Annotated in this window: 21 protein-coding genes; 13 read left to right on the top strand and 8 right to left on the bottom strand. The window is 56.7% G+C overall.

The window, feature by feature from the left end; translation table 11 throughout:
• Positions 1-128: 128 nt before the first annotated feature.
• From P1U45_RS05260 to P1U45_RS05290, 7 genes are all read left to right on the top strand, one after another.
• Positions 129-2162 carry a beta/gamma crystallin-related protein gene (locus tag P1U45_RS05260; protein ID WP_301057910.1) on the top strand — a complete coding sequence of 678 codons (2034 nt, stop codon included), beginning with the start codon at positions 129-131 and terminating at the stop codon, positions 2160-2162.
• 88 nt (positions 2163-2250) lie between these two features.
• Positions 2251-2805: a ribosome maturation factor RimM gene (gene rimM / locus P1U45_RS05265; protein WP_301057912.1), complete on the top strand. Its 555-nt coding sequence runs from the start codon at positions 2251-2253 to the stop codon at positions 2803-2805.
• Between the two features lie 14 nt (positions 2806-2819).
• Positions 2820-3377: a GNAT family N-acetyltransferase gene (locus tag P1U45_RS05270; protein WP_301057913.1), complete on the top strand. Its 558-nt coding sequence runs from the start codon at positions 2820-2822 to the stop codon at positions 3375-3377.
• 88 nt (positions 3378-3465) lie between these two features.
• Entirely contained in the window at positions 3466-4977 is a 1512-nt protein-coding gene (locus P1U45_RS05275) for a hypothetical protein (RefSeq protein WP_301057915.1), read from the top strand.
• A 123-nt stretch (positions 4978-5100) separates the two neighbouring features.
• The gene (gene cysK, locus P1U45_RS05280; protein ID WP_301057917.1) at positions 5101-6021 is read left to right on the top strand and encodes a cysteine synthase A; all 921 of its coding nucleotides are present in this window, start codon (positions 5101-5103) and stop codon (positions 6019-6021) included.
• Between the two features lie 107 nt (positions 6022-6128).
• Positions 6129-7109, top strand: a complete 981-nt coding sequence (locus P1U45_RS05285) for a hypothetical protein (protein ID WP_301057918.1) — start codon at positions 6129-6131, stop codon at positions 7107-7109.
• A gap of 52 nt (positions 7110-7161) precedes the next feature.
• Positions 7162-8163, top strand: a complete 1002-nt coding sequence (locus P1U45_RS05290) for an LLM class flavin-dependent oxidoreductase (protein WP_301057919.1) — start codon at positions 7162-7164, stop codon at positions 8161-8163.
• Positions 8164-8183: 20 nt separating this feature from the next.
• On the opposite strand, the gene P1U45_RS05295 is transcribed toward P1U45_RS05290, so the two are convergent.
• The 3 genes from P1U45_RS05295 to P1U45_RS05305 all read right to left on the bottom strand — a co-directional run bounded on the left by P1U45_RS05295 (position 8184) and on the right by P1U45_RS05305 (position 10592).
• Positions 8184-9062, bottom strand: a complete 879-nt coding sequence (locus P1U45_RS05295) for a dienelactone hydrolase family protein (protein ID WP_301057921.1) — start codon at positions 9060-9062, stop codon at positions 8184-8186.
• 84 nt (positions 9063-9146) lie between these two features.
• Positions 9147-9821: an O-methyltransferase gene (locus tag P1U45_RS05300; RefSeq protein WP_301057922.1), complete on the bottom strand. Its 675-nt coding sequence runs from the start codon at positions 9819-9821 to the stop codon at positions 9147-9149.
• Between the two features lie 9 nt (positions 9822-9830).
• The gene (locus P1U45_RS05305) at positions 9831-10592 is read right to left on the bottom strand and encodes a sulfite exporter TauE/SafE family protein (protein ID WP_022693883.1); all 762 of its coding nucleotides are present in this window, start codon (positions 10590-10592) and stop codon (positions 9831-9833) included.
• A 203-nt stretch (positions 10593-10795) separates the two neighbouring features.
• On the opposite strand from P1U45_RS05305, the gene P1U45_RS05310 reads away from it, so the two are divergent.
• From P1U45_RS05310 to P1U45_RS05330, 5 genes are all read left to right on the top strand, one after another.
• Complete coding sequence (locus tag P1U45_RS05310) at positions 10796-11257, top strand: (2Fe-2S)-binding protein (protein ID WP_301057925.1); 462 nt, start codon at positions 10796-10798, stop codon at positions 11255-11257.
• Between the two features lie 3 nt (positions 11258-11260).
• Complete coding sequence (locus P1U45_RS05315; RefSeq protein ID WP_301057927.1) at positions 11261-13498, top strand: molybdopterin cofactor-binding domain-containing protein; 2238 nt, start codon at positions 11261-11263, stop codon at positions 13496-13498.
• A gap of 12 nt (positions 13499-13510) precedes the next feature.
• Positions 13511-13831 carry a hypothetical protein gene (locus P1U45_RS05320; protein WP_301057930.1) on the top strand — a complete coding sequence of 107 codons (321 nt, stop codon included), beginning with the start codon at positions 13511-13513 and terminating at the stop codon, positions 13829-13831.
• A 100-nt stretch (positions 13832-13931) separates the two neighbouring features.
• Positions 13932-15194 (top strand): carboxymuconolactone decarboxylase family protein, encoded by a 1263-nt coding sequence (locus tag P1U45_RS05325; protein ID WP_301057932.1) that lies wholly within the window; start codon positions 13932-13934, stop codon positions 15192-15194.
• A gap of 2 nt (positions 15195-15196) precedes the next feature.
• On the top strand, positions 15197-17473 hold the full coding sequence (locus P1U45_RS05330) for a PQQ-binding-like beta-propeller repeat protein (protein ID WP_301057934.1): 2277 nt from the start codon (positions 15197-15199) through the stop codon (positions 17471-17473).
• A gap of 2 nt (positions 17474-17475) precedes the next feature.
• Here P1U45_RS05330 and P1U45_RS05335 read toward each other — a convergent pair whose 3' ends face one another.
• From P1U45_RS05335 to P1U45_RS05350, 4 genes are all read right to left on the bottom strand, one after another.
• The gene (locus P1U45_RS05335) at positions 17476-18111 is read right to left on the bottom strand and encodes a response regulator transcription factor (protein WP_022693887.1); all 636 of its coding nucleotides are present in this window, start codon (positions 18109-18111) and stop codon (positions 17476-17478) included.
• Positions 18108-19985: an ATP-binding protein gene (locus tag P1U45_RS05340; protein ID WP_301057938.1), complete on the bottom strand. Its 1878-nt coding sequence runs from the start codon at positions 19983-19985 to the stop codon at positions 18108-18110. The genes P1U45_RS05335 and P1U45_RS05340 overlap by 4 nt, the downstream gene beginning before the upstream one ends.
• Before the next feature lie 300 nt (positions 19986-20285).
• Positions 20286-20993, bottom strand: a complete 708-nt coding sequence (locus tag P1U45_RS05345; protein WP_301057940.1) for an HAD family acid phosphatase — start codon at positions 20991-20993, stop codon at positions 20286-20288.
• 148 nt (positions 20994-21141) lie between these two features.
• Entirely contained in the window at positions 21142-21990 is an 849-nt protein-coding gene (locus P1U45_RS05350) for a hypothetical protein (RefSeq protein WP_301057942.1), read from the bottom strand.
• Positions 21991-22152: 162 nt separating this feature from the next.
• Between P1U45_RS05350 and P1U45_RS05355 the strand changes: the two genes are divergently transcribed.
• A complete protein-coding gene (locus P1U45_RS05355) occupies positions 22153-23541 on the top strand; it encodes a hypothetical protein (RefSeq protein ID WP_301057944.1) in 1389 nt (462 codons plus the stop codon).
• Between the two features lie 11 nt (positions 23542-23552).
• Here P1U45_RS05355 and P1U45_RS05360 read toward each other — a convergent pair whose 3' ends face one another.
• Positions 23553-24104, bottom strand: a complete 552-nt coding sequence (locus tag P1U45_RS05360; protein ID WP_301057946.1) for a hypothetical protein — start codon at positions 24102-24104, stop codon at positions 23553-23555.
• Positions 24105-24160 lie beyond the last annotated feature (56 nt).

The raw sequence follows: 24160 nt of genomic DNA on the forward strand, positions 1-24160 counted from the left end.
GCAGGCCCTGAACCCTCGCTTCGGCGGGGGTTTTTGCATTTTTGGCTTGGTTAAACATCTGTTGCCGAGCGTTCAGGCTCGTTCAGCTAAGTTATCAACATGTACGGGGCTAACTTGAGGAACAGGCTATGAAAAATACAAAATCCGTTCTGAAGCTTTTAGGTGGAGCAGCGGCGGCGCTCGGTTTTGCAGCGACGGCTCATGCTAACCATGGCGAACTCGTTTTGTTTGATGGCGCGAATTTCAATGGTGAAGCGCGCGCGATTAACGGACCGATCGATACGCTTGTTGATCTGCGCTTCAACGACCGCGCCGCGAGCATTGATTTTCAGGGACCAGGTTGGCTCCTGTGTAAGGATTCCTATTACGAAGGTCCGTGTCTGGTTGCACGTCAGCCGATTGCTGATCTAGACCGATTTGGCATGGGCGACGAAATTACGTCGGCTTATCCAATCGACCCTCAGAACCCGTATCCGCACGGCACGGTTTTCGGTGTGAATTGGGCGGGTGATCTTGTTTTTTACGAGGCGGACCTGTTCGGCAATCTCTCTGAGCTCAGCCCGTATGATACCTGGGGCTATTACGCCTATGATTATGGCTATGGCACAGGCACTTACACCGGCGCATACGGTGAATTTGGCCGGTATGGCCAGTATAACCCGTACTACCCGCGGTATGACTATAATCAGGCGAGTTGGACCGGCTATCGTGGTCCGCGCAATGCCGACATTGTTCTGTATCGCGACTCCAACTTCCGTGGCTCAGCCTATGGCCTGAACCGGAGTGCGTGGAGCCTCAGCAATCTCTACTTCAATGATGAAGTAAGTTCGATTGAGGTCCGTCGTGGTACATGGGAAGTCTGTACCGATGCGAACTTCCAGGGCACGTGTCGGATCATCGACAACAGCCAGGGACGCCTCAATAGTATTCGTCTGAATGATAATATCTCATCCATTCGACGCGTCGGGCGCGGCTCAGGTAACAATAATGGCCGCTATGGTGGCGGACGTGGAAACCATGGTGGTCGCGATGGCGGCTATAATGGTGGCCGGAATCATGGCGACGGAGATCGCGGCGGACGTCGCGGTGGAAACCGTGGCGGAAACTACGGAAACGCTGATGCGATCCTGTTCGAACACGCCAATTATGGTGGCCGCAGCATTCCTGTGAACGGCAGTATTGGTAACCTCGGCACGATTGGCCTCAATGATGCTGCAAGCTCAATCCGGATCCGTTCGGGCACATGGGAAGTGTGTGAGCATCCGAACTTTCAGGGCCGGTGCCAGGTTGTAACGGTCGATACGAACGCGCTCGGTGGATATCGCCTGAATGACAATATCTCGTCCATTCGCCGCGTGAATGGCGGCGGTGGTCGGAACAATGGAAACGTTGGCGGCGGGCGTCGCGGCAATGACGATAATGGCCGGAACCGTGATCGCGATGGTGATGGCGCACGTGATCGAAACAGAGATCGTGACCACAATACGGGTGACCGAAACCGCGATCGTAACAATCGCTATTCCGGTAATACGAACCGCAATGGAAACGACCGTTATCAGGGTAACCGTACCGGTCAGACCGGTGGAACCATTCCGAATACCAACCGTGACCGTGATCGCAACCGCGATGGAAACCGTGACCGCACGAACCGGAACACGCCGCCGAACACAGATGTGTTGGTAGGTGGCCGGAACGGCAATGACCGGATCAACCGCGACCGCAATAACCGCCGCGATCAGCCTGTAGATCGGGTACGCAATGACCGTGGCGATCAGGACGGACGTTGGAACCGCGACCGCGACGGACGCAATGGTGATCGTGCCAACAATCGCAACCGTGATGGTGACCGAGCGAACCGTGGAAATCGTGGCGGCCGCGTAGAGGGCAATCCGTATGCGGGTGCCGAACCACGCGCGAACCGCGGTAACCGGAATGAAGGTCGTCGCAATGAGGTGAACAATAACCGTCGCAGCAACCAGCCGGTTTCTCAGCCGCAGCGTCCGCCGCGCGTTCAGTCTCCGCCTCCGCCGCCACCTCCTGCACCGCGTCCACAGGCGTCACCGCCACCACCACCTCCGCCGCCTCCGCCACCACCGCGGACGAATAACCGGAACACAGACAATCTGCCTCCGGGTCTGCGTCGGGTGATGCGTGACAACTAAGGCCATCCCTCTTGCCAGTCGGCAGGGTGTATGAGTAATCCGTCTGCGGCGCTCTTTATCGGGCGCCGCAGATTTTGTTTGGAACGCTATGGAAGTCGATAAGTCTCTTGTTTGTGTAGGTGCGATTGGCGGCGCGCATGGTGTGCGCGGCGAAGTGCGCGTGCGCAGTTTTACGCTCTATCCTGAAGATGTGTTCGCTTACGGCCCGCTCCTGAACGAGGCAGGCTCTGTCATGCTGACAGCCAAAACGGCGCGTCCAACCAAGAACCATTTCGTGGTTGATGCCGAAGAGACGAAAACCCGCGAGGAGTGGGAAGCGCTCAAGGGCGAGAAGCTCTACGTCCACCGCGACATGCTGCCAGAGCCTGAGGACGATGAATTCTATTATGATGATCTTCTCGGCCTGACCGTTACCCATACGGACGGGCGCGCGCTGGGCAAGGTGAAGTCGGTTCAGAACTTTGGCGCTGATGACCTTCTGGAAGTCGTCGCGCCGGATAATCGGACAGCGTATTTTCTGCCTTTTACCAAGGCAGTGATCCCCGTTATTCGACTGGCTGAAAAAGAACTTCTTGCAGAGCCGGATGAAAGCTATTTGCCTGAGCACTTGCAGACCGGCGAGGGTGATTCCGCCGACGAATAGGTTCAGGAGCGGTTATGTCCGGCGCAAAACACGTCTTTACCCATCGGCTGGCGCAGGAAAGCGATATTCCTGCAATTATGGACCTGATGGGCGCCGCGATCACGGTGAATATGCGCGAATTTCTGAGCGATGAAGAGATCATTGCCGCGCGCGAATCCATGGGCGTCGACCGCTCGCTTATCGCTGACCAGACCTATTTCATGATCGAAACAGAGGTGGACGGTGAAACGGTGCTTGTTGCCTGCGGGGGCTGGGGCAAGCGAAAAACCCTGTTCGGCGGGGATGCGACGGCAGGCCGTGATGATAGTCTCTCTGACCCTGAAATGGATGCGGCTCGTATTCGGGCGATGTACACGCATCCGGACTGGATCCGGAAAGGGCTTGGAACGCTTCTGCTTGATCTTGGTGAAGGCGCGGCGCGCGATGCAGGATTTAAAGCGATTGAGCTTGGTTCCACCGTTCCGGGCCTGCCGCTTTATGAAGCGCGTGGCTATGAAGCTTTCCATACCGAGGTGCGCACCAGCGAAAACGGTCTGACCAACACCATCATCCATATGCGCAAGGCGCTCTGAAAAACTTCTCCTGCTGCCGCAACGTGAAGGATTGCGGCGCGATCACTCCTGCCTCTAGGCTCTCGCCAAATATGAGGGAGAGAGCGATATGAGCGTGCCAGAGTCCAGAATTCCGGTGATTGTCGGCGTCGGGCAGATCAATGACCGCCCTGAAGTGCCTCATGAAGGACTGGATTCGCTCGGTCTTATGGTTGAAGCGCTGAAGCGCGCGGACGCAGATGCTGGCGCGGGCTGGCTGGAAGGTCTGTCTGCCATTCTCACGGTTGATCAGATTTCATTCCCGAAGCTTGGTGATTGTTCGCCGCAAGTTGCGTCAGCTGTTGGCGCGGTGGAGGCGACGTGTCGTCAGACGCCCTATCCGATGGGCGATGGCCCGATCCGGCTTCTAAATGAAGCGGCTAACATGATTGCCAAAGGCGAAGCGACCAGCGTTGCCATTACAGGCGGCGAGGCGCTTCGAACTGCCGGCGCGCGCAAAAAGCTGGAAGCTGCCGGGAATACATCCGACCCGCTGCGCGCGAGCGCGAGTGTCCGCAAGAAACGTTATTCCGACTTCTTCCTGCTCACCACGCCAACGGATGTTTACCCGCTTTATGAAAATGCCTGCCGCGCAAAATGGGGCCAGAGCCTTGAAGAGGCGCAGGCTGAGAGCGGCATGATCTGGTCGAATTTCTCAGAAGTCGCCAATGAGACCGAGGGCGCCTGGATCCATAGCCCGAAAACGCCGGAAGAGATTACAACGGCCGATGAGAACAACCGTCCGATCTCCTTTCCTTATACCAAGCTGATGGTTGCTAATTCCTCGGTGAATCAGGGCGCAGCTTTCATCGTGACAAGCCTTGAGGCCGCGCTGGCCCACGGCGTGCCGGAAGACAAGCTCGTGTATGTGGGGCTTGGCGCGCATGCTGAGGAAGTGGGGAATATTCTCGCACGTGACACATATGCAGATTCTGTCAGCATGTCGGAAACGCTGAATAAAGCGCTGGAATTCAATGATTTGAGTGTCAGCGACCTTGATGCCGCCGAGCTTTACTCGTGCTTTCCATGCGTACCGAAGCTGGCGCGCCGCGTCATTGGCTGGCCCGTTGAGCGCCCGATGACCGTATTCGGTGGCCTGACCTTCGGCGGCGGACCGATTGCCAATTATATGAGCCATGCCGTCGTGGAGATGGTGCACGAGCTGCGCGCGCAGGGCCGCTATGGCCTTTTGTTCGCCAATGGCGGCTATGCGACTTACAACCATACGATTGTTGTGGGCCGCGACCGGGCTCTCGCCGAACGCTATCCGCAGGAGTTCGATGTGCAGGCAGGGGCAGAAGCCCGCCGTGGAGATGTGCCGGAATTTGTCGAAGCCTATGAGGGTGAAGGTGAGATCGAGACCTATACCGTCCACTATAAACGCGATGGCAGCGTTCGTTTTGGTGTTGTGGTCGGGCGTACGCTCGACGGTAAAAAGCGCTTCCTTGCAAAAATCCCGGCCTCTGATGCAGCGGGTATCGAATTCCTGATTTCAGGCAAGGAAGAGCCTGTCGGAACGAAGGGCGCCGCAGTCGCTGCTGACGAGGCTTCTGACGGCATTATGTACTGGAAGCGCACCTGATATTGCATCGGGCTGATCAAGCAGAATTTACGACCCGTTAGAAAATCTAACAATTTGCGGACTTGAAACTCTGCGCTCCGATCCGCACTAGTACAGGTAAGACTGACGCGGGAGGAAACCCCTATGAAAGTGAACTCACTACTCGAAACAATTGGCGGCACACCGCATGTTCGTATGAACCGGCTGTTCGGTGACCGTGAGGTCTGGATCAAATCGGAGCGCTCCAATCCGGGCGGCTCGATCAAAGACCGTATCGCTCTCTCAATGGTTGAGGAGGCTGAACAGTCCGGAAAACTAAAGCCGGGCGGCGTGATCATCGAGCCCACAAGCGGCAATACAGGTGTTGGCCTTGCGCTGGTCGCAGCGGTGAAGGGCTATCGTCTTATCCTCGTCATGCCGGAGAGCATGTCGATTGAGCGTCGCCGTCTCATGCTGGCTTACGGTGCGGAGTTCGTTCTCACGCCGAAGGAAAAAGGCATGAAGGGCGCCATCGCGAAAGCAGAAGAGCTGATCGCAGCGACGCCGGGCTCATGGATGCCGCAGCAATTTGAAAACCCTGCCAATATCGACGCGCACGTTCAAGCGACGGCGCAGGAGATCATCGTCGACTTCAAAGTGACGCCGCCGGATGTTCTGATCACAGGTGTAGGCACGGGTGGTCACATCACCGGCTGTGCGCGCGAGCTGAAGAAAGTCTGGCCAAACCTGCAAGTGTTTGCGGTTGAGCCAACTGCCTCTCCGGTGATTTCTGGCGGCGATCCGGGCCCACACCCTATCCAGGGTATTGGCGCAGGCTTCATTCCGAAAAACCTCGATACATCGCTTCTGACAGGCGCGATCCAGGTCGATCCGGAAGATGCGAAACGCTATGCGCGTGATGCGGCACGTCTTGAAGGTATGCTGGTTGGTATTTCGTCCGGCGCGACATTGGCCGCTATCGCCAAAAAGCTTGAAGAACTGCCAGAAGATGCGCGTGTGATCGGCTTCAACTATGACACGGGCGAACGGTACTTCTCTGTGCCGGACTTCCTTCCGGAAGCGTAGATTTATTCTGGTGAGAGGCGGCCAGAGGTCGCCTCTTAACCTTATGCTCGATTCCCCGAGAGCTATCGGCTATAGTGTAGAAAACTATAATAAATGGGGAGGAACGCATGGCTGATGGTAATCAGGACATGGTTCTGCGTCCGGCAGAAATGCTGGCTAAACCGGTCCGTTTGGACCCGGCTTTTTCTAATCCTGAAAAAGTGCTCGACCTGTGTCGCCTGTCGGCGCCGTATAGTCTGGCGGCCAAGGTGCATAAGCGCGCGCAGACCGGCAAGGACGTGCCATGGTTTCGCGTGATGTGGGCTTATGGCGGAAAGGTTGTCGAGCCGCGCTCTGAATTCATCTTTCGCTCTGAGAACTTTATTGAAGGCGCGAAGAAGAGCTTCGACGCGAAGGTGATCGTACCTCAGGCGTTAATGAACAACATCAACACGCCGATGGCAGCCGGTCCGCCTCATCTTGATTTGCCGAAGTTTCGCGGCGGCGATCGTATGCCGTTCGATCTGTTGGTCGCGATGGCGTATTCCGGACTTTTCCATGACTGGGCCGTGCCGCAGGCCTCCACAATTTCATGGTTCTATCGGGGTCGCGGCGGCGATTTCGATTACTGGCCGGATGGTCCGGACGGGGAGCGCCAAAGCGTTGAGGCGCCTGTCTGGAATGTCGGCTATGTCTCTGACAACGAATATATGTGGCACCGTGTTGGCGCGATTGGCCCAACGGCGAACCATATGGAGCCGGGCACAATTTCCCGCGACGCCCAGCTGCACGCGCATTCCCATGATAAGGGATGGGCGATTGTTGATGGTGAAAACCGCTGGGAGTTTACCGAAGCCGAGACCCGTATCTCCATTCTCTGGAAGGCGTTTGCCTTCGAGAATGAGCGTGAATATCAGCGCTATCTCAACAAAGAGCATGACCTCACAATTCCCAAAGTGGTCGAGGTGCTGAACCGTGATCTCGATGCGCGCGGCCTTGGCCGACTGCCGGAGGATTGTGATTTCTCAGATGAAGAGACGCGTAAATTCGTACTTCGCGCCTATCGTCCACGTCCGGTGAATGATGATTACCGGCCGGTGATCGATTAGTCCGGTTTAAACTGAATTCTGACGGGCCATATAATCCGTCAGGAGATTGTTCATGGTAAAACTATCCATTCTGGAACTCGGTCGCGTTCGCGAAAGCAGTGATACGCGCGGAGCACTCGATCTGGCGCGTGATCTGGCTGTGCATGCCGAACGCTGCGGATATGAGCGGTTCTGGGTTGCCGAACACCATAATATGCGCGGTGTCAGCACGGCGGCGACGCCGGTTGTCATTTCGCACATTGCGAACGCGACGTCGCGTATCCGCATTGGTGCTGGCGGTGTCATGCTGCCCAACCATACGCCTTATGTGATCGCCGAACAGTTCGGGACGCTGGCGACGCTTTATAACGGACGGATTGATCTGGGCCTTGGCCGCGCGCCTGGAACCGATCAGATGACCATGCGGGCTTTACGTGTGGACCCGATGAAAGCCGAACGCTTCCCGCAGGATGTTATCGAGCTTCAGGGATGGCTTGATGAAGCCGAAGAGGGACAAAAGATTGTTGCTTCGCCGGGTGTGGGTACGAAAGTGCCGCTCTGGATTCTTGGCTCCAGCCTGTTCGGGGCGCAACTCGCCGCCCAGCTGGGTCTGCCATATGGCTTTGCCTCTCACTTTGCGCCGCAGGCACTGGATGTGGCACTGAAGCTCTATCGGGAGCGGTTCCAACCGTCCGAAGCTCTGGAGACGCCTTATGCGCTGGTGGGCGTGAACGTGATTGCGGCTGAAACTGATGAAGAGGCGAAACGCCTTGCGACATCCCAGCAAATGTCATTTGCCAATTTGGTACGCGGTGCGCGCCGCTATCTGATGCCACCGATTGACGATATCGACACGTACTGGACGCCAGCCGAGAAGGCGCAGGCGGCGGGTATGCTGGAATGTACGATTATTGGTGGGCCGGAGACAGTGAAGAAAGGCCTTGATGCCTTTATCGATCGTACTGAGGCTGACGAGCTGATGATCGTCTCTGACATGTATGATCCGGCCAAACGCTTCCGTTCTGTTGAGATCATTTCAGAGGTCATGGGCGCCAAAGAAAAAGCCCCGGCCTGAACCGGGGCTGATCTGATCAATTATGCCAGATGGCGGTCGAACAGCATGAGCAGGCGGCTCCATGCACGTTCGGCCTGTTCTTCGTTATAGACCTGCGAGTCTGGTGGGCACCAACCATGCATGGCGTCCTCATAGACCTCGACTTCTGCAAACAGCATGTTCGCATCGAAAGTGTTGGCCAGAACCGTTTTGGCTTCCGGGTCCTGTTGGTCGTCATTGTCCGCAATGGCGATCAGGAAAGCTGCGTTCATCTCCGGAACAAGATTATGCGGGCTGCCGTCTTCATCTGTGACGAGACCGCCGCCATGGAAGCTGGCGCCTGCACCGATCCGGCTAGGCAGAGCGGCAGCGGTGCGGAAGGTCATCGGGCCGCCCATGCAATAGCCCATCGTCCCGATCGGGCGCGAGGTCGCGACTGCGTCCTGCGCATCAAGCCACGCCGCAAAGGCGCGTGCATCAGTGACGTTGGTTTCAGCCGAGAGTGAGCGATAATGCTGGATAAGCCGTGGGCGCACTTCCGGATCGGAGAAGCTTTCACCTGGCTGGATCACCGGAGCGGTCGCCGTACGATAATACGGGTTCACAACCAGTACCGAATAGCCGGATTCTGCGAGGCGCTTGCCCATCATGCGGAAGGCAGGGCGAAGGCCCATAATGTCCGGCCAGATGATGACGGCGGCATGTGAGCCTTCTGCCGGATGGACGAAATAGCAGTCTGCTTCGCCATCAGGCGTGGTGATGGTGACGTCCTGTTCCATCACATTCAGAGCGTCTGCCACGGCTGGTAAAGCGGCGATGAAAGCGGCCCCAAGGCCGAGCTTTGCAAAGTCACGACGGCTGAGAAGACCTTTCCTCTTCAGCCATTCAATATTCTGTTCAGCGGTTCTGTCGTTGCACATGAAAACCTCCCTTGTCCTTTGGACTTAGGCCAATTGGGCAGCGAGAACAGAGCTGGTGTCAAGGGAAGCTTGAACACGTTTATGCTATCTGACGTACATCATCGCAAAGCCGTCATAGCCTTTACAGCCCATGGTTTGCAGCGCCGTACAGTGGAGTTGCGGGTGGTCTTTCAGCATATCGAGAAAGGTTCTGACGCCGCGAATGGACGGGTCTTTGCCGCTATCATCGAGAATGCGTCCATTGCGGATGACATTGTCAGCAATGATCAACGTGCCGGGGCGTGACAGCATGAGTATCTGGTCGAGATAAGTCGGGTAGCGGATCTTGTCAGCGTCGAGGAAGATGAAGTCGAACGGCTTAACGCCGTCATTGATGAGGATGTTGAGGGACTTTTCTGCGGGGCCGCGCCGGATTTCGATCAGGTCTGCAAGGCCAGTATCATCAAAGTTGCGCTGGGAGAGATCGGCATTCACATCCTGAAGTTCCAGCGTGATCACCTTGCCGCCTTCCGGCAGGGCGCGTGCCAGCCAGATGGTTGAGTAACCTGCAAACGTGCCAAGCTCCAGAATGCGCTTTGCGCCAATAGACTTTGCCAGAATGTTGAGAAATGCACCCTGAAGCGGAGAGACAGCCATTGGCGGAAGGCCGGCCTCATCCTGCCGTTTGAGCGTCAGCTCGAGCGTCTCATCGGGCGGCGTCAGCCGTTCTTCCAGATATGCATCCACATTATCGAAGACCGGATTTTCGTTTTCATACATGAGAAAGGCTCAGGCGAAGGACTGGTATAAAAGACGTGCTGCGACCACCAGAATTAGGATGGCGGTGATGCCTTTGACAAGTCGCTCAGGAAAGACGCCGAGCATGAATTTGTGCCCGATGAAGCTGCCGATGATGACGGCAGGTATCAGCGGCCAGAAGTCATAGAAAATGCCGCGATCAATCACCATCGGGTTGGAAATGATCTTGCCGATCAGGCCAGCGGCTGAGTTGGCGGCGATATAAGCGCTGGCGATTGCTGCAATCTTGCGCGGGCTGGACCAGTCTACAAAGTGAAGTACCGGCGCAAGGAAAATGCCGCCGCCAATGCCGACAACGCCGGACAGATACCCGACGCCCATGCCGATCAGCGGCGCGGCAAAGCCCGGAAGCTTGCGTTTGACCGCCGCATCCGGATTGCGCACAGAAAGCGTTGTCCAACCAAGCTGCAGGCCAGCGATCAGAAGCGCAAATCCAAGAAGAAGGACCAGCATTTCGCGCGATACAGGTGTCAGCCCGCCAAGGAAGGCCGCTGGTACAGAGACGGCAAGAATGGGTAAAACACCCGAGCCTTCATAAAGGCCTGATTTCCAGGACTTCCACACGCCAGACGAGGTGACCGTGAGGTTACAGAAGAGCGAAATGATCGGGACGAAGTAAATCTCGAGGCCTGAAAAGACCAGCATGGCCGTGTAGGTGGACCCGCCGCCAAACCCGACGCTTGAGTAGATCAGCGCGACGATCGCAAATCCGATGATCAGGAAAAATGACAATGAATGCGGTCCACAGCTGAGGAGTGTCAGGTCGTGTCCTGAGTATAGCTCGCCACATTAAATGCCAAGACACGAGAATGAGAGCCTGATTGCCCGGCGGTTATCCACGCTCTTCCCAGTGGGTGCCAGCAAGAAAGATTGAGCAATCTCACCGGATAGCCTAGCATCCAAAGTGGTTAATGCGCTGGCATCGGGAACGGTCTATGCAACTGAATGTAAACGGAACCGCATATGAGGTGGATGTCGAGCCGGACATGCCGCTTCTCTGGGTGCTGCGCGACGAGCTTGGCATTACCGGCCCGAAGTATGGATGCGGCGTCGCCTTTTGCGGGGCTTGTACTGTCTGGGTAGATGGTATGGTGGTGCGGTCCTGCTCCTATCCGGCCTCTGCTGCCGAAGGTGCGCAAATCACGACGATTGAGGGCATTGGAAATCCTGATGCGCTCCACGCCGTGCAAGCCGCCTGGGTTGAAGAACAAGTTGCCCAGTGCGGTTATTGCCAGTCCGGCCAGATCATGACGGCTGCCGCCTTCCTGCAGGAGAATAACAATCCGAGCGATGCGGAGATTGATGATGCCATGTCGGCCAATCTCTGTCGCTGCGGGACGTATCCGAAAATTCGCGCGGCGATCAGACGGGCTGCGACCAGCCTTCGGGGAGAATAGCCCATGGGTATTGTCTCCAAGATCACGCGTCGCACGCTGCTCGTTGGCTCTATGGCTGTCGCGGGCGGCGTCACCTTTGGCATTTACGCCTATAAAAGCCCGCAGGATAATCCGCTGCTTGATGATCTGACAGAAGGTGAAGCTGCGCTGACGCCTTATGTCATGATCACTGCTGCAGGTGTGACCCTGATTACGCCGCGCGCGGACAAAGGGCAGGGCGCTTATTCGGTGCAGGCCGCACTGATTGCAGAAGAGCTGGATGTTGATCTCGATCAGGTGAGCGTTGATCCCGGCCCGCCAAGCCCTGTCTATTACAATACGGCGCTCGCCAATGAAGCGTTGCCGTTCTCACCGGCAGATCAGTCCAATGTTGCGAACGCCGCCCGCGCGGTCGCCGATGCTGCGATGAAATTTATTGGCATGCAGATCACGGGCGGGTCGACCACGGTGGCCGATGGCTTCACCAAACTTCGTGCGGCCGGCGCAATTGCGCGTGAAACATTGAAAGCTGCGGCGGCGCAGGAAAGCGGGCATGACGCCTCGCAAATGCGAACTGAGCGCGGTGAAGTAATTCTGCCGAATGGCGAACGCATCAGTTATGCGCGTCTTGCGCCTACAGCTGCAACAATGCGTCTGCCAGAGAATGTTGGCCTTCGTGATCCGTCCAGCTGGCGCCTTATCGGCAAGCCCATGCAACGGGTTGATATCGTTGCCAAATCTACCGGCACACAAACCTACGGCATTGACCTGCGCTTTGATGACATGTTGCACGCGACGGTGCGGCGCAATCCCGCAAATGGCGGCGGCATGGCGAGCTATGACGCTAGCACGGCTGAGGGCATGCGCGGCGTAGAGAAAATCGTTGAACTGTCCGGCGGCGTCGGCGTGATTGCGAATAATACCTGGCGGGCGTTTCAGGCGGCAAATGCGGTAGAGATTGAATGGGACGACCCGCCCTTTCCAGCTGACATGGACGCGCACTGGGCAACGCTTTCGCGTTCTTTTACGGCTGAGAACCTCAATAGCCGTCCGCTGGATGCAGGAAATGTCGAGGCGGTACTCTCAGACGAAACAATCGAGCTTGAATACCGCGCGCCCTATCTGGCGCATGCGCCGCTTGAGCCAGTCAGCGCTGTCGTTCAGGTCGGCGAGGCCCGTATCGATATCTGGACGGGCACGCAGGTGCCGCGTTTCATTCAGGCGAATGTCGCCGAACTCACCGGTCTGAAACCTGAAGACATTCACGTTCATGTGCAGATGATGGGTGGCAGTTTCGGACATCGTCTTGAAGATGACTATGTTCTGCATGCGGTGCGCCTCGCGATGGAAGTGCCCGGACGTCCGGTGAAAATGACCTATTCGCGCGAAGAAGATATGGCGCATGACTATCTGCGTCAGATCGCTATGGCGCGTGTGCGCGGTACTGCGCGTAATGGTCAGGTCCACGCCTTTGATTTGTCGATCGCTATGCCGTCTGTGTCTGAATCCCAGATGGGGCGTCAGGGGCTTTCCCTTGGCGAGACAGACCCGATCATCGTAACAGGCGCGGGCGATCAGCCTTATTCGATCCCGAACTATCGCGTGACTGGTTACAAAGCGCCCCAGCTTGCACCGCTCAGCCCCTGGCGTTCAGTAGGCGCATCCACCAATGCTTTTTTCCATGAAAGTTTTCTGGACGAGCTTATCCATGCCGCTGGCGCGGACCCGCTCGAAGAACGTCTCAGACTGCTGAACGATGCGACAGCGCGCGGCGTGCTTGAAGCGGTTGGCGACATGTCGAACTGGGGCGCGCCAATGGAGCGTGGTCGCGGCCGCGGTGTGGCTTTTGCTCGCTCCTTCGGAACGCCCGTCGCCGAAGTTGTTGAGGTGACAGACACAGGAAATGGCATCCGCATCGATAAAGTCTATGTCGCGGCAGATGTCGGGCGCGTCGTCGATCCGGTGAACTTCGATAATATGATGAAGGGCGGGGTTATCTTCGGGCTCGGCCATGCGATGAATTGTGAGATCACCTTCGCAAATGGCCGCATCGAGCAGGAAAATTTCTACGCTTTTGAAGGCATGAAACTCTATCAGTGTCCGGACATCGAGGTGAGGGCGCTTGAAAGCGGACCAGCCGTGACTGGCATCGGCGAGCCGCCGGTTCCACCCGCTGCGCCAGCACTCGCAAACGCCATTTACGCGGCGACGCGTCAGCGTTTACGCGAGATGCCGTTCAGTAAATTCGTGACGTTTGTGTGAGGAGCTGAGCGAATGAAATTACCGATTATTCTCACTGCTGCTGCCGTCTCGCTCATTTTGGGCGTCGTGCTGGAAAGCGCTTCCATAATCGCAATGATCGGCTTTCTCGCGACGGGCATTTGTGCAGGCGTGCTGGCTCAAAGCATGCCGCGCGGCGCTGAACGTCCATACTGGATATTTGTTGGCGTGATCCTGCTTCTGCTGATTGTCAGCTTTTTCGGAGCGGATCTCTCGCGGCTCTGGTTTATTCTGCCGATCGTTTTCGTGGTCAGTTATGTTTGCGCGCGTTTCGCACAGAAAGTTCTGCGACGTCTGTCGAGCGACCTGCCTTGATCGCCAGCTCACTATTTTGAGATAGCTAACTACTGCCAATTGTGCGGTTGGCGGTTTGGTTGTATTGTTCTTCCCAATAAGATTCCTCGGGAGGGACAAATTGCAGAAATCTATTCTGGTGTCGCTTGCGCTCGCATTCGGTAGTCTTGGTCTTTCGGCCTGTACGCATACACCTGCTTCGCAGACTATTTCAGCCGAGACGGACGGCTTTTCGCCAAGGGTTACAGAGCCGCGCCTCCCGCCCGTTGATCCGAACAATCTGACACAGCAGCAGGCCGAAATGCTGGCCGCGCGTGCCGATTTCAACATCTATAAAACGCTCGCTCACCATGTGGACCTGTATGATAACTGGTCTCCTCTAGGTCGTATGCTTCTGAACAACACAGCCGTTGATTTGCGCCACCGCGAAATGGCGATGCTGCGTATGGGATGGCTCTGTCAGGCCGAATATGAGTGGGCTCAACATGCCCGTATCGCGCATGACAATGTCGGCATGACGCCGGATGAAATCCGCGACATCGCGATTGGTGTTGAGGCGGGCGGCTGGTCTGAACTCGACCGCGCTGTGCTGAATATGGCGGATGAGCTTCGCTATGATGGACGCGTATCCGATGCGACCTGGCAGGTGCTGACATCGCATTACACAGAGCCGCAAACCGTTGGCCTGATGTATACCGCGCTTCAGTATCAGCTTGTCTCCATGGCTTTGAATTCGCTTGGTATCCAGCTTGATCCGGAATTGGAATTCAGGCTCCCGACTGGACTGCCAATGCCGCCGCTCGCTGATATGGTTGAAGGCGATGGAGACTACCCAGTTCGTGTAGAGGCTCTTCCTGTGAGCGAGATGTCGCCGCAGATGGTGGCGCTCGTGCCGGAACGCCTTCGCGAGGCTGATAGCCTGCCGAATTATTACGGCGTGCTCGCGCAGTTTCCGGAGTATTTTTCAGCCCAGGGCGGGTTTGCCCGCTTCCTGCTAGGGCAGACGGACCTCACCCCGCGCGAGCGTGAAATTCTGATCCTTCGGACCACCGCGCTGAATGGCGGCGCGTATGAATGGGCCCATCATGTGAGCCGTGGTGAACGGGCTGGTCTGAGCGAAGCAGAAATTCTGGCGCTCGGCAGTGAAGCGGCTGGTTCCGGCTGGACTGAAACGGAAAGTCTGCTGATCGCCGCCGCAAATGATCTGCGCCGTGAAGCCTTCATCACTGATGAGGTCTATGCCGGCCTGAAAGCCATTTACTCCGACCAGCAGATCGTCGAGATGATCTATCTCGTCGGCGGCTATTCCATGTTCTCAAGTGTGATGAATACGCTCGGCACACAAATCGAGCCGGGATATCCGGCCCTTCGTGCGGTGAACTGATCATGCGGGTCTTATGTCTGTCAGTATCAGTCTTGGCGCTGGCCAGCTGCGCGGTGCCTGATCTCGAAACGCGCGCTACATCGGCATCAATAGATAACACGGTCTATAATGGTGAATGGCTGACATGGGGCGGTGATCCGGATTACACGCGCTATTCCCCGCTAGATCAGATCAATGCTGAAAATGTCGGCGAACTGCAGGTGGCGTGGCGCTGGGATGCGCCGCCATGGGAAACGCGGCCTGACACGAATATGAAGGCAACGCCTATCTATGTGGACGGTGTGCTCTATGCGCCTGTGGGGGTGAATCAGGTCGTCGCGCTTGATCCGGCTACAGGCGAAGAGCTCTGGATGTTTACACCCGAGCCACGCGTGATCCGTGGGCGCGGTGAAGCCATCACCAGCCGGGCTGTTTCCTACTGGACCGACGGCACTGAAGCCCGCCTGTTTCACAATACACGGGACGGCCGCCTGATCTCTATCAATCCCGAAACCGGTGAGGTCGATCCGGACTTTGGCGAGAATGGCATGATTTATCTGCGGGACAATCTACGTCCTGATGGAGAAGAAGCGCCATTCGTCGGCTCATCATCTCCTGCGGCCGTTGTCGGTGATGTTGTTGTCGCCCAGATGGTTGCAGATATCACGCCTCAGAATATGGAGGCAACGCCCGGCCATATTCGCGGATTTGATGTGCGCACTGGCGAGCTCCTATGGACGTTCCATACAATCCCGCAGCCTGGTGAATTCGGGGATGAAACATGGGAAAATGAAAGCTGGCGCTACACCGGCAATACCGGCGTCTGGTCCATGATCAGTGTCGATACCGAGCGCGAGCTGATCTATCTGCCGATTGAAGCGCCGAGCCATGACTTTTACGGCGGGCACAGGCTGGGCGATAACCTGTTCAGCCAGTCGATTGTCTGTCTTGATGGGCGCACTGGCGAACGCGTCTGGCACTTCCAGATCGTGCACCATGGTGTCTGGGATTATGATCCGCCTGCCGCGCCAATCCTGCATGACATTGAACTCAATGGCGAGATCATTCCTGCCGTCACCCAGCTCACCAAGCAGGGTATGAGCTTTGTGTTCAATCGGGTGACGGGTGAGCCGGTCTGGCCGATTGAAGAGCGCGCTGTTCCGCAGTCTGACGTACCGGGTGAGCGCACATCGCCGACCCAGCCATTTCCGACTTTGCCGGAATATTATGTGCCGCACGGCTATGACGAAGATAATCTGATCGATTTTACGCCGGAGCTACGCGCCGAAGCGCTGGAGATCGCAGAGCGCTATGTGCGCGGGCCGATCTACACGCCGCCAACCCCGATCATTGAAGGCGGCACGCAAGGCACATGGGTTGAACCGAACTATGGCGGCGGCGCTAACTGGAATGGCGCGGCGTTTGATCCTGAAACAGGTCAGATGTTCGTACCGGTTCGGACCGGCGCCTTCGTTGCCTCTCTTGGAACCGCAGATGAAAGCCTGACCAACTGGGATTATCTGCGCATGCCAACAGGCCGTGTGCCGGGGCCGCAGGGGCTTCCGATCACCAAACCGCCTTATGCGACGGTGACGGCGACCAACATGAATACCGGTCTTCACGACTGGTCGCGATCTATCGGCGGTGCGCCGGACTGGATCAGAAACCATCCGGCCCTGGAAGGCCTGGACCTCGATTTTGACAATATGGGCCAGTTTGGCGCGCGACCTGTGCCGCTCGTTACTGCCGAGCTTCTGTTTCTGGCTGAGTCAGGAAACCTCTCCGGTGATCCGGGTGGTCCGATCTTCCGGGCGTATGACAAAGACACGGGCGAGGTCGTTGCTGAAATCGAAATGCCCGAGCGCGTCAGCGGTGGCCCGATGACGTATCAGCATGAAGGTCATCAATACATCGTCACGGCCGTTGCTTCGGCTGAGCATCCGTCCGAGTTCGTTGCTTTGCGTCTGGTGGATGAGGGCGAAATACCAGCCTTCACTCCGGGTGAAGTCGATAGGGAGACCGCGGACAGAGCTGTGCTTCATCCGGTTTTCGAGTCAGAAACGCTTCTCGCAGGCGGCGCGGTGTTCGGTGATTATTGCGCGGTATGCCACGGTGATAATGGCGGTGGCATTCCGGGCGGTCCGCCAGCGATTACCGGCTTGAACGATGTCGCCGCGATCCGTCAGCGCGTTGTTGAAGGCGGCATTGAAATGCCAGCTATGAACGCCATTCTGACGGCGGACGAAATCGAAGACGTATCGCGTTATGTTGCGTCAGGTTTCGCCGAGCCGCTGGAATAGACCTATTTCGTGAGGCCGAGGCGGGCTGCTTGAAGGGCTGCCTCGGCGCGCGATGAAATGCCAAGCTTCATATAGATCGACTTGATATGGCTCGCGATGGTGCTCTCTGTGAGACCGAGCGCTTTGGCGGCATCCGCGTTGCGCAGTCCGCGTCCGATTAGCCCGAGCACATCGCGTTCGCGCGGGGTGAGGTTGGCATCCGGTTGTTCCGGTTCGGCCGTTGTGCGGAAATGGTCGAGAATGCGCCGCGCAATGGACGGTGAAAGCGCCGGAATGCCCTGTTCGATCTGGCGAAGCTGGCGCTCGAATACATCTGGCGGCGAATCTTTGAGCAGATAGCCGTTCGCACCTGCCGAGATCGCGCCGACCACCGAGGCATCATCGCCCATAACGGTCGCGACGATGATCATCACATCATGCTCGCAGGCAGCCAGTTTCTGAACAACATCGATGCCCGACCCGTCCGGCAGGCCGAGGTCTACCAAGGCGAGATCAAAATCATGGCCTTTGATCGAGAATAGCGCTTCGCGGACATTTTTTGTCTCGTAGACGTCGCATCCTTCAAAACAGTTTTCGGTGACTTCGCGCAGCCATTTTCGGGTCTCGGTGACGTCTTCGACGATGAGGGCTTTCTTCATGATGTGACGGTCTCCCTTGGAAGAATGGCAATGAGGCTGACGCCTGGTGAGTGGGTGCGCATTGAAAACTGGCCGCCAAGTCCTTCGACACGGGCTTTCATGTTTCCAAGTCCTTGTCCGAGCGTGACGGTTTCAATGTCGAAGCCGGTGCCGTTATCGGTGATGATGAGGTGCAGCTCTTCCGGTTGAACGTCGATCTTCACGGTGAGGGCATCTGCGTTCGAGTGTTTGATGACATTGCTCGCAGCCTCGCGAATGAAGGAGCGGAGCGCGTGGACTTTGCCCGGCATAAGCGTGTCGTCCGCCGTTGCGTCCAGTGTCCAGTCGAGCGTGATATTATGAGGTTCCAGCCTGTCAGCGGTTTCTGCGCGCAGGTCGGCAAGGACATCATCCAGAGGCAGGGCCTGGCTTTGAGCATTGTTGATGACATCGCGTAGGTCAGCCAGCGTTTCCCGGATCATCGTGTCTTTGCGATCAGTACGTTCTGAATGTAGCGCCCGCATAAGCTGCGCGCCGATATTGTCATGAATATCGCGGGCAATGCGTGTGCGTTCTTCGGCGACGCCGCGGTCATAGGCGTCACGGCTTTCGCCGGCATATTGCATGAGCTGAACAATATGGCGCGCGAAGGCGACATCATCCGGTGAGAAGAGCGCGCGTCCGTTTTGCGGATAGTCAATTTGCAGGGCGGTGGCATCTCGGACCGGTGGAATGTAGAGCGATAATCCTTCCGAGCCGATCTCGACATCATGCGCTTTTGTCTCAACCGGCGTGACTTCTAGTGCGTGGAAATGGTTCTTCAGAAGGGTTTGCCAATTCTCCGCCCGGCGCTTGCTGTTAGCTTCAAGCGCGGCGCCCAAAACGCGGGAGAAGACCTGCATATCGGTCTGTGACTGTCCCGCGACGAACTTACGCCAGATGAAATCGCGAAGTGGCAGGTAAACAAGCGCTGTGATGAGCAGAGATATGCCAATCGCTTCGGCAGAATCAAATGAGAGAAAGCTCACCAGCGCGATATCGATCACGATCATCAGAACGGCAGCAGAGACGTAAAAGCCCAGACGGTAGGCCCAGATGCCAAGGTCAAACAGGCGATACCGCATCAAGCCGACGGCTAGGCCAAAATAGATCAGCAGGAAAAACGCAAACGCGTAGGGTGCGGGGATAAGCGCCGGCAGACCGATAGCGCTCGGCGCGGCAACCGTGAAGATGAACCCGCCCGAGCCAAGAATAGTGGCAACACCAAGCCAGACCGCAATTGCCCGCTGTCGCGGGTCATGTCTTGTCGCCCAGACCTGCCAGATCACAGCGACAATGATAAGGATCATTTCGCACAGCGTGATCAGCTGAACGTTAGAATAGCTCTTTAAAGGCCCGAACATGCTGGCGAGTGTCCAGCCACCAAAACCGAGCACTGCTGCGCCGGTGAGAAATCGCCAGGCCGGTAGTCTGGAGGGATAGATCAGGAACAGGCAGATCATCACAATGCCGAACCCGGATGCGCCGGCCATGTTCAGATAGGCAAAGAACCAGAATGTGCTTTCGGAGATTGGGATCGCGACCTGACTTGCCGTCGCCGCGAAGCAAAAAATCAGCGTCATCAAACCGCTGGCTGCAAACAGGCAGGCAGATGGATGTGTCGGCTTAAGTGACCACACCCATGCCGAGATCATATATGCGATGAGGCCGGTCAGAAGTTCTGACCACATATATCCGCTGATCATCGTGAGCGGACGCCATTGAGAGACATCCCACGTCCAGCCATCAGATGGCTGAAGCCCGAAAATCAGAAATCCGAAGAAGGCGAGTGCGCCGATAACGACAAGCGCAATCAGATGCAAAAACGGCGGAATATTGGTTCTTGAACTGGCCATTGCGCCCCACACACAACTCAATAGGGGGACAGCATACGTCGTAATTTGAGAAAATACCTCCCCTTTTCAGGTGAGACGACGATTCTCCTGTTTTGCGGCTATCCCCCATTCAGGGGATGGTGGGGCTTCGGGCAGCATGGCAATTTGCGTTCTGGATGCTTTGCAGGTGAAGGGACGCACGCGCAGACATTCATGCCCCGGAGGCTAATTGCCCAACTGGCCTCCGGGCCCATCTTACATTTCCTCCCCTAAGCCATCAGCGCAGCTTGCCGGATTTCCGGTGGCCTGCGCTGACTGCTTTTACTGGCCCGGGCCCGGAACTGCTGCGCAGGGGTCGCCATACATTGCGCCCTGATCAATGCAGAAGAATGTCCACTCACCTTCGGTTTCCGGTTTGTCGCCGATATTATCACCGAGATATGCGATCACTTCGACATCCGGATAGCCTTGTGCAGCAAGCATAGGCGTTATCAGCGCATAGCGTTCGTCTTTTACGCTGACGCCATTCGGGCGGGCACGGGTCATGAGAATCTGGAAATCGTCACCGCGAACAAGGCCAAGGTCTGCCAGATTGTTCTCGGTCGCGAGCTGTTCACGGTCGGACCGGTTGGTGATGAAGGCAACATGTCCGCCAAGCGTGTTCACCGTATTGAGGAAGGCTTCGACGCCCGGCACAAGTGTTGCGTCTTCTTCCTGTGTCCACTCATACCAGCTCTCAGGCGTGTAGCCGAGACCGAGGCGCTCCCGGCGCAGCTGATATTCGACATTGTTCATGACGGTTTCGTCGAGGTCGAGAACCACGGCCCAGCCTGTATCCGGGTTTGCGGCGGTGTAGGACTGCACGAAAGATGTGGCTTCGGCGTACACCGCCTCTGCTTCTGCATCCCAGCCATCATCAAACGCGACCCATGCTGTTCCGGCCGAATACTCAAAGTCATCTGCGGCGGGGCCAGTTGTTGTGCAAGCTGCCAGCGCCAGCATGAGAGATGGAAGTAGGAGAGCGCGCATAGTGAAGCCTCGATTTAGTTGTCAGGCCGACATTGAAGCGAAATCGTGAACCCTGTCCATGCGGCGAATGTTTATAAGCCCGCTCTTGCTGTTCTGCCCTCCGACCGGGCCGCGGCGTCCCAAACACGGCCCGGTCTGTCTTTAACGGTCAGGCCTGTGTCGGTTGAAGTTCATCCAACTTTGCCGAGGTCGAAATCGGCTTTCGCGCTGGTTTTCCGGAATACCAGCCGATCAGGCCGGTCGCGATGCCCACAGCTGTACCGATTGCGGCCGCAATCCATGGAGAAAGGGCTCCGTAAGCCAACGCGATCTGATGCCAGTCGTCAATCATGGCCCATGTAAAATAGCCGCTATAGCTGAGAAGAGAGGCTGCGAGCGCCAGCGTGAACGGCAGGACAGGTTTCTTATTCAGGACGTCGCGCAGGATAAGAACGCCGACGAAAATGACTGAAATCACGATGGCAACTTCAACAGAGCGACCAAAGTTCGGAAGGTCTTCAGGGCCGCGTACCAGATAGCCCGGCACATAGTTCATGAAGAAGCGCGCCACGACTGGAACCGGAAGGATCAGAATGGTCGACAGCATGTAGCGTGCATGAAGGTGTTGATTGCGACGGTTCTTCAGGGCGAGCGCGAAGAAGGCGCAAAAGCAAAGCGCAGCGAGAATATCTACGCTGGCAAGGCGGAAGCCGTACATTTGCAGAAACGGGTTATTCTCTGCAGTCATTACCTGCATGGTGAGAAAACCGCCGGCCGTAAACGCGGGCACCAGTGCGAGGCTCGCCCAACCTGAAATGATGTGAGCGCGTCGGTGTTTGTGATGGATGGTCCAGTTTTGTGTCATCAGCAAAACCATCCAGGCTGTCGCCGTCATACCGTGTAGATGATGGGCGAAGGATGCTGTGGTGAATGTGCTGAAGTATGACGGCCAGAACGCGGCGAATGTCATGATGAGCAGGGCGCCGACATAGTAATGGGCGTGAGGAAATGGTCGCATGATAGGTCTCCCGAAACTGTTTCGGTGACGTTGCTGCATAGGGATGAGTAAGCTCAATTAGCGGCGCGGCCATAGCCGTGACTGGCCCGGTCATGACCGCGTTTGGCCACATGTCCGCATCTGATATCTTGCAAGTTTTCCAGATTTACCGAGTATGACCCTGTGACCAACGCTGAACCATCATCAGATACATCCAGTCGACTCGTAGGCTGGAAGCGGATCGCTGCGCATCTTAGCTGTAGCGAGCGTACGGCCCGTCGTTGGGAAGCTGAAGAAAACCTCCCCGTCCATCGACAGGTCCATGAAGCCAAAAGCACGGTGTATGCGTTTCCGGGTGAGCTTGATCGCTGGATTGCGTCACGCGGTACGGGCACGCCTGCCGAAGCGACAGATAGTATCAAAAGGGAAGGCCCCGGGTCCCGACTGGCACTGATCATAGCCGGGATCGTCATTGTCATTTTGCTGGCCGTGAATATTAGCGGCTATCTGTCCGGTCGTGAGGAAGTTGAGGCATCAGGTCCGCCATTGAGCGAAGATGCATCGGCGTTGGACCTCTATGAGCGCGGAATGGCTCTGTGGGAACAGCGCGGCGCAGATGCGAACCGGCGCGCTATCCAGAACTTCCGGGCTGCAGTCGATCGTGATCCGGATTTCGCTGAAGCCTGGGCTGCGCTGGCCTCGGCATATGGAACCTTGCCGACCTATACAGACGAAGTCGATCTGGAAGAATCGCTTGATCAGGCGCTTCTTGCAGCAGACCGCGCTCTGCGCCTGGATCCGGAACTGGTTCAGCCGCGCACGCTTATGGGAGAGATTGCAGAGCGTCGCGGTGAGTGGCCTCTGGCTCGCGAAATCTTTGAAGATGCGATGGCGTCCGATCCTGACAATGCCACCATTACGCTGTGGACTGCCGGTCATTTCCGTGAGGCCGGATATCTGAACCGTTCACTTGAATTAACCGATCTTGCGCTCGAGCTGGAACCGGGCGCACCGCCCGCGCTCAACGAGCGGGCCATGACGCATTTCTTTTTCGGAAATGCCGCGCGCGGAGAAGAAGAGTTGAATTTCCTCTGGGACGAACTCGGCTTCGATACGCCCATAATCTGGTACGCAAAATGGTTTGCCTATTTACGCCGCGGGGACTTTGCTGCGCTGGAGGACTGGCAGTCGCAATGTCCCTTCGCATCCGGATGCGAACTCTTCATGTTGGGCGCTGCTGCCGCACAGGGAAGCGATGAAGACCGCGCCGCCTTCAGTGAACAGTTACTGGACGCTTATGAAGCAGGCGCGCCTGCATTCATGGTCGTCTCGCTCATGCAGGTCACGGGAAATATGGAGGCCATACTGGATGTCGCCGACACGGAAACAAACGCACAGCGGTTTGTGAATTTTGTCGTGCTGTTTGATCCGGTAATTGCCGAAATCCGCCGCTCGCCAAGATTTACCGGAATCGTAGATCGTGTTGGTCTTCTCACCTACTGGCAGGAAACAGGCCCACCCGATTTTTGCGCGAATGAACCAGGGGCGCATGTCTGCCAGCAGCTTCAATAGAGGCAGGCGAACTAGCTCTGGTCAGGTGCGCGCACATCAAACTGCTGGCGACAGGTTGCGGCGATGTCCGCTTCTATATCGACTTCCTCAAGCGTCAGAAGCGTCGTTTCATTGTCTGACGACCCGATGCTGACCGCGTAGAAGCCGCTCACATTGAGGTACAGAATTCCCATCGAATAGGCATCAATGTCATCGTCTTCCGGCCCCATGAAACGGATATAGTTGGGCGCTATTTGGCCTGCCTCCCAATCGACCGTCGGAAACGGAAATGTAATCTCGGAAAGCGGCGCCACGAAGATATCGGATGAGTCATAGAGCGGGTATCCGGCCAGAACGTCATAATTCTCCGCAACGCTCTCTGAAAAATCGAATACGCTATTGATGAAAACGGTCTGGCCTTCGTTCTCCCTGAGCCACTCAAAGGACAGCGCCTCGTTATAGGCGGAAAGATTGTAATCTTGATCCGTGTAGGGAAATGGACAGTCCTGAGCGTGCGCGCCGCCAGCGATTCCAGCTGCTAAAAACGCAGTAGCGAAGAGTTTGCTTTTGACCAGATTTTTCATGTGATGCCCCACGGAATGCTCCGACTTTGCAGAGCATTCCGTGAAATCCGGACGTC

Origin of the sequence: Ponticaulis sp. (assembly GCF_029210165.1) — a bacterium.
In the GTDB taxonomy this organism is placed as follows: domain Bacteria; phylum Pseudomonadota; class Alphaproteobacteria; order Caulobacterales; family Hyphomonadaceae; genus Ponticaulis.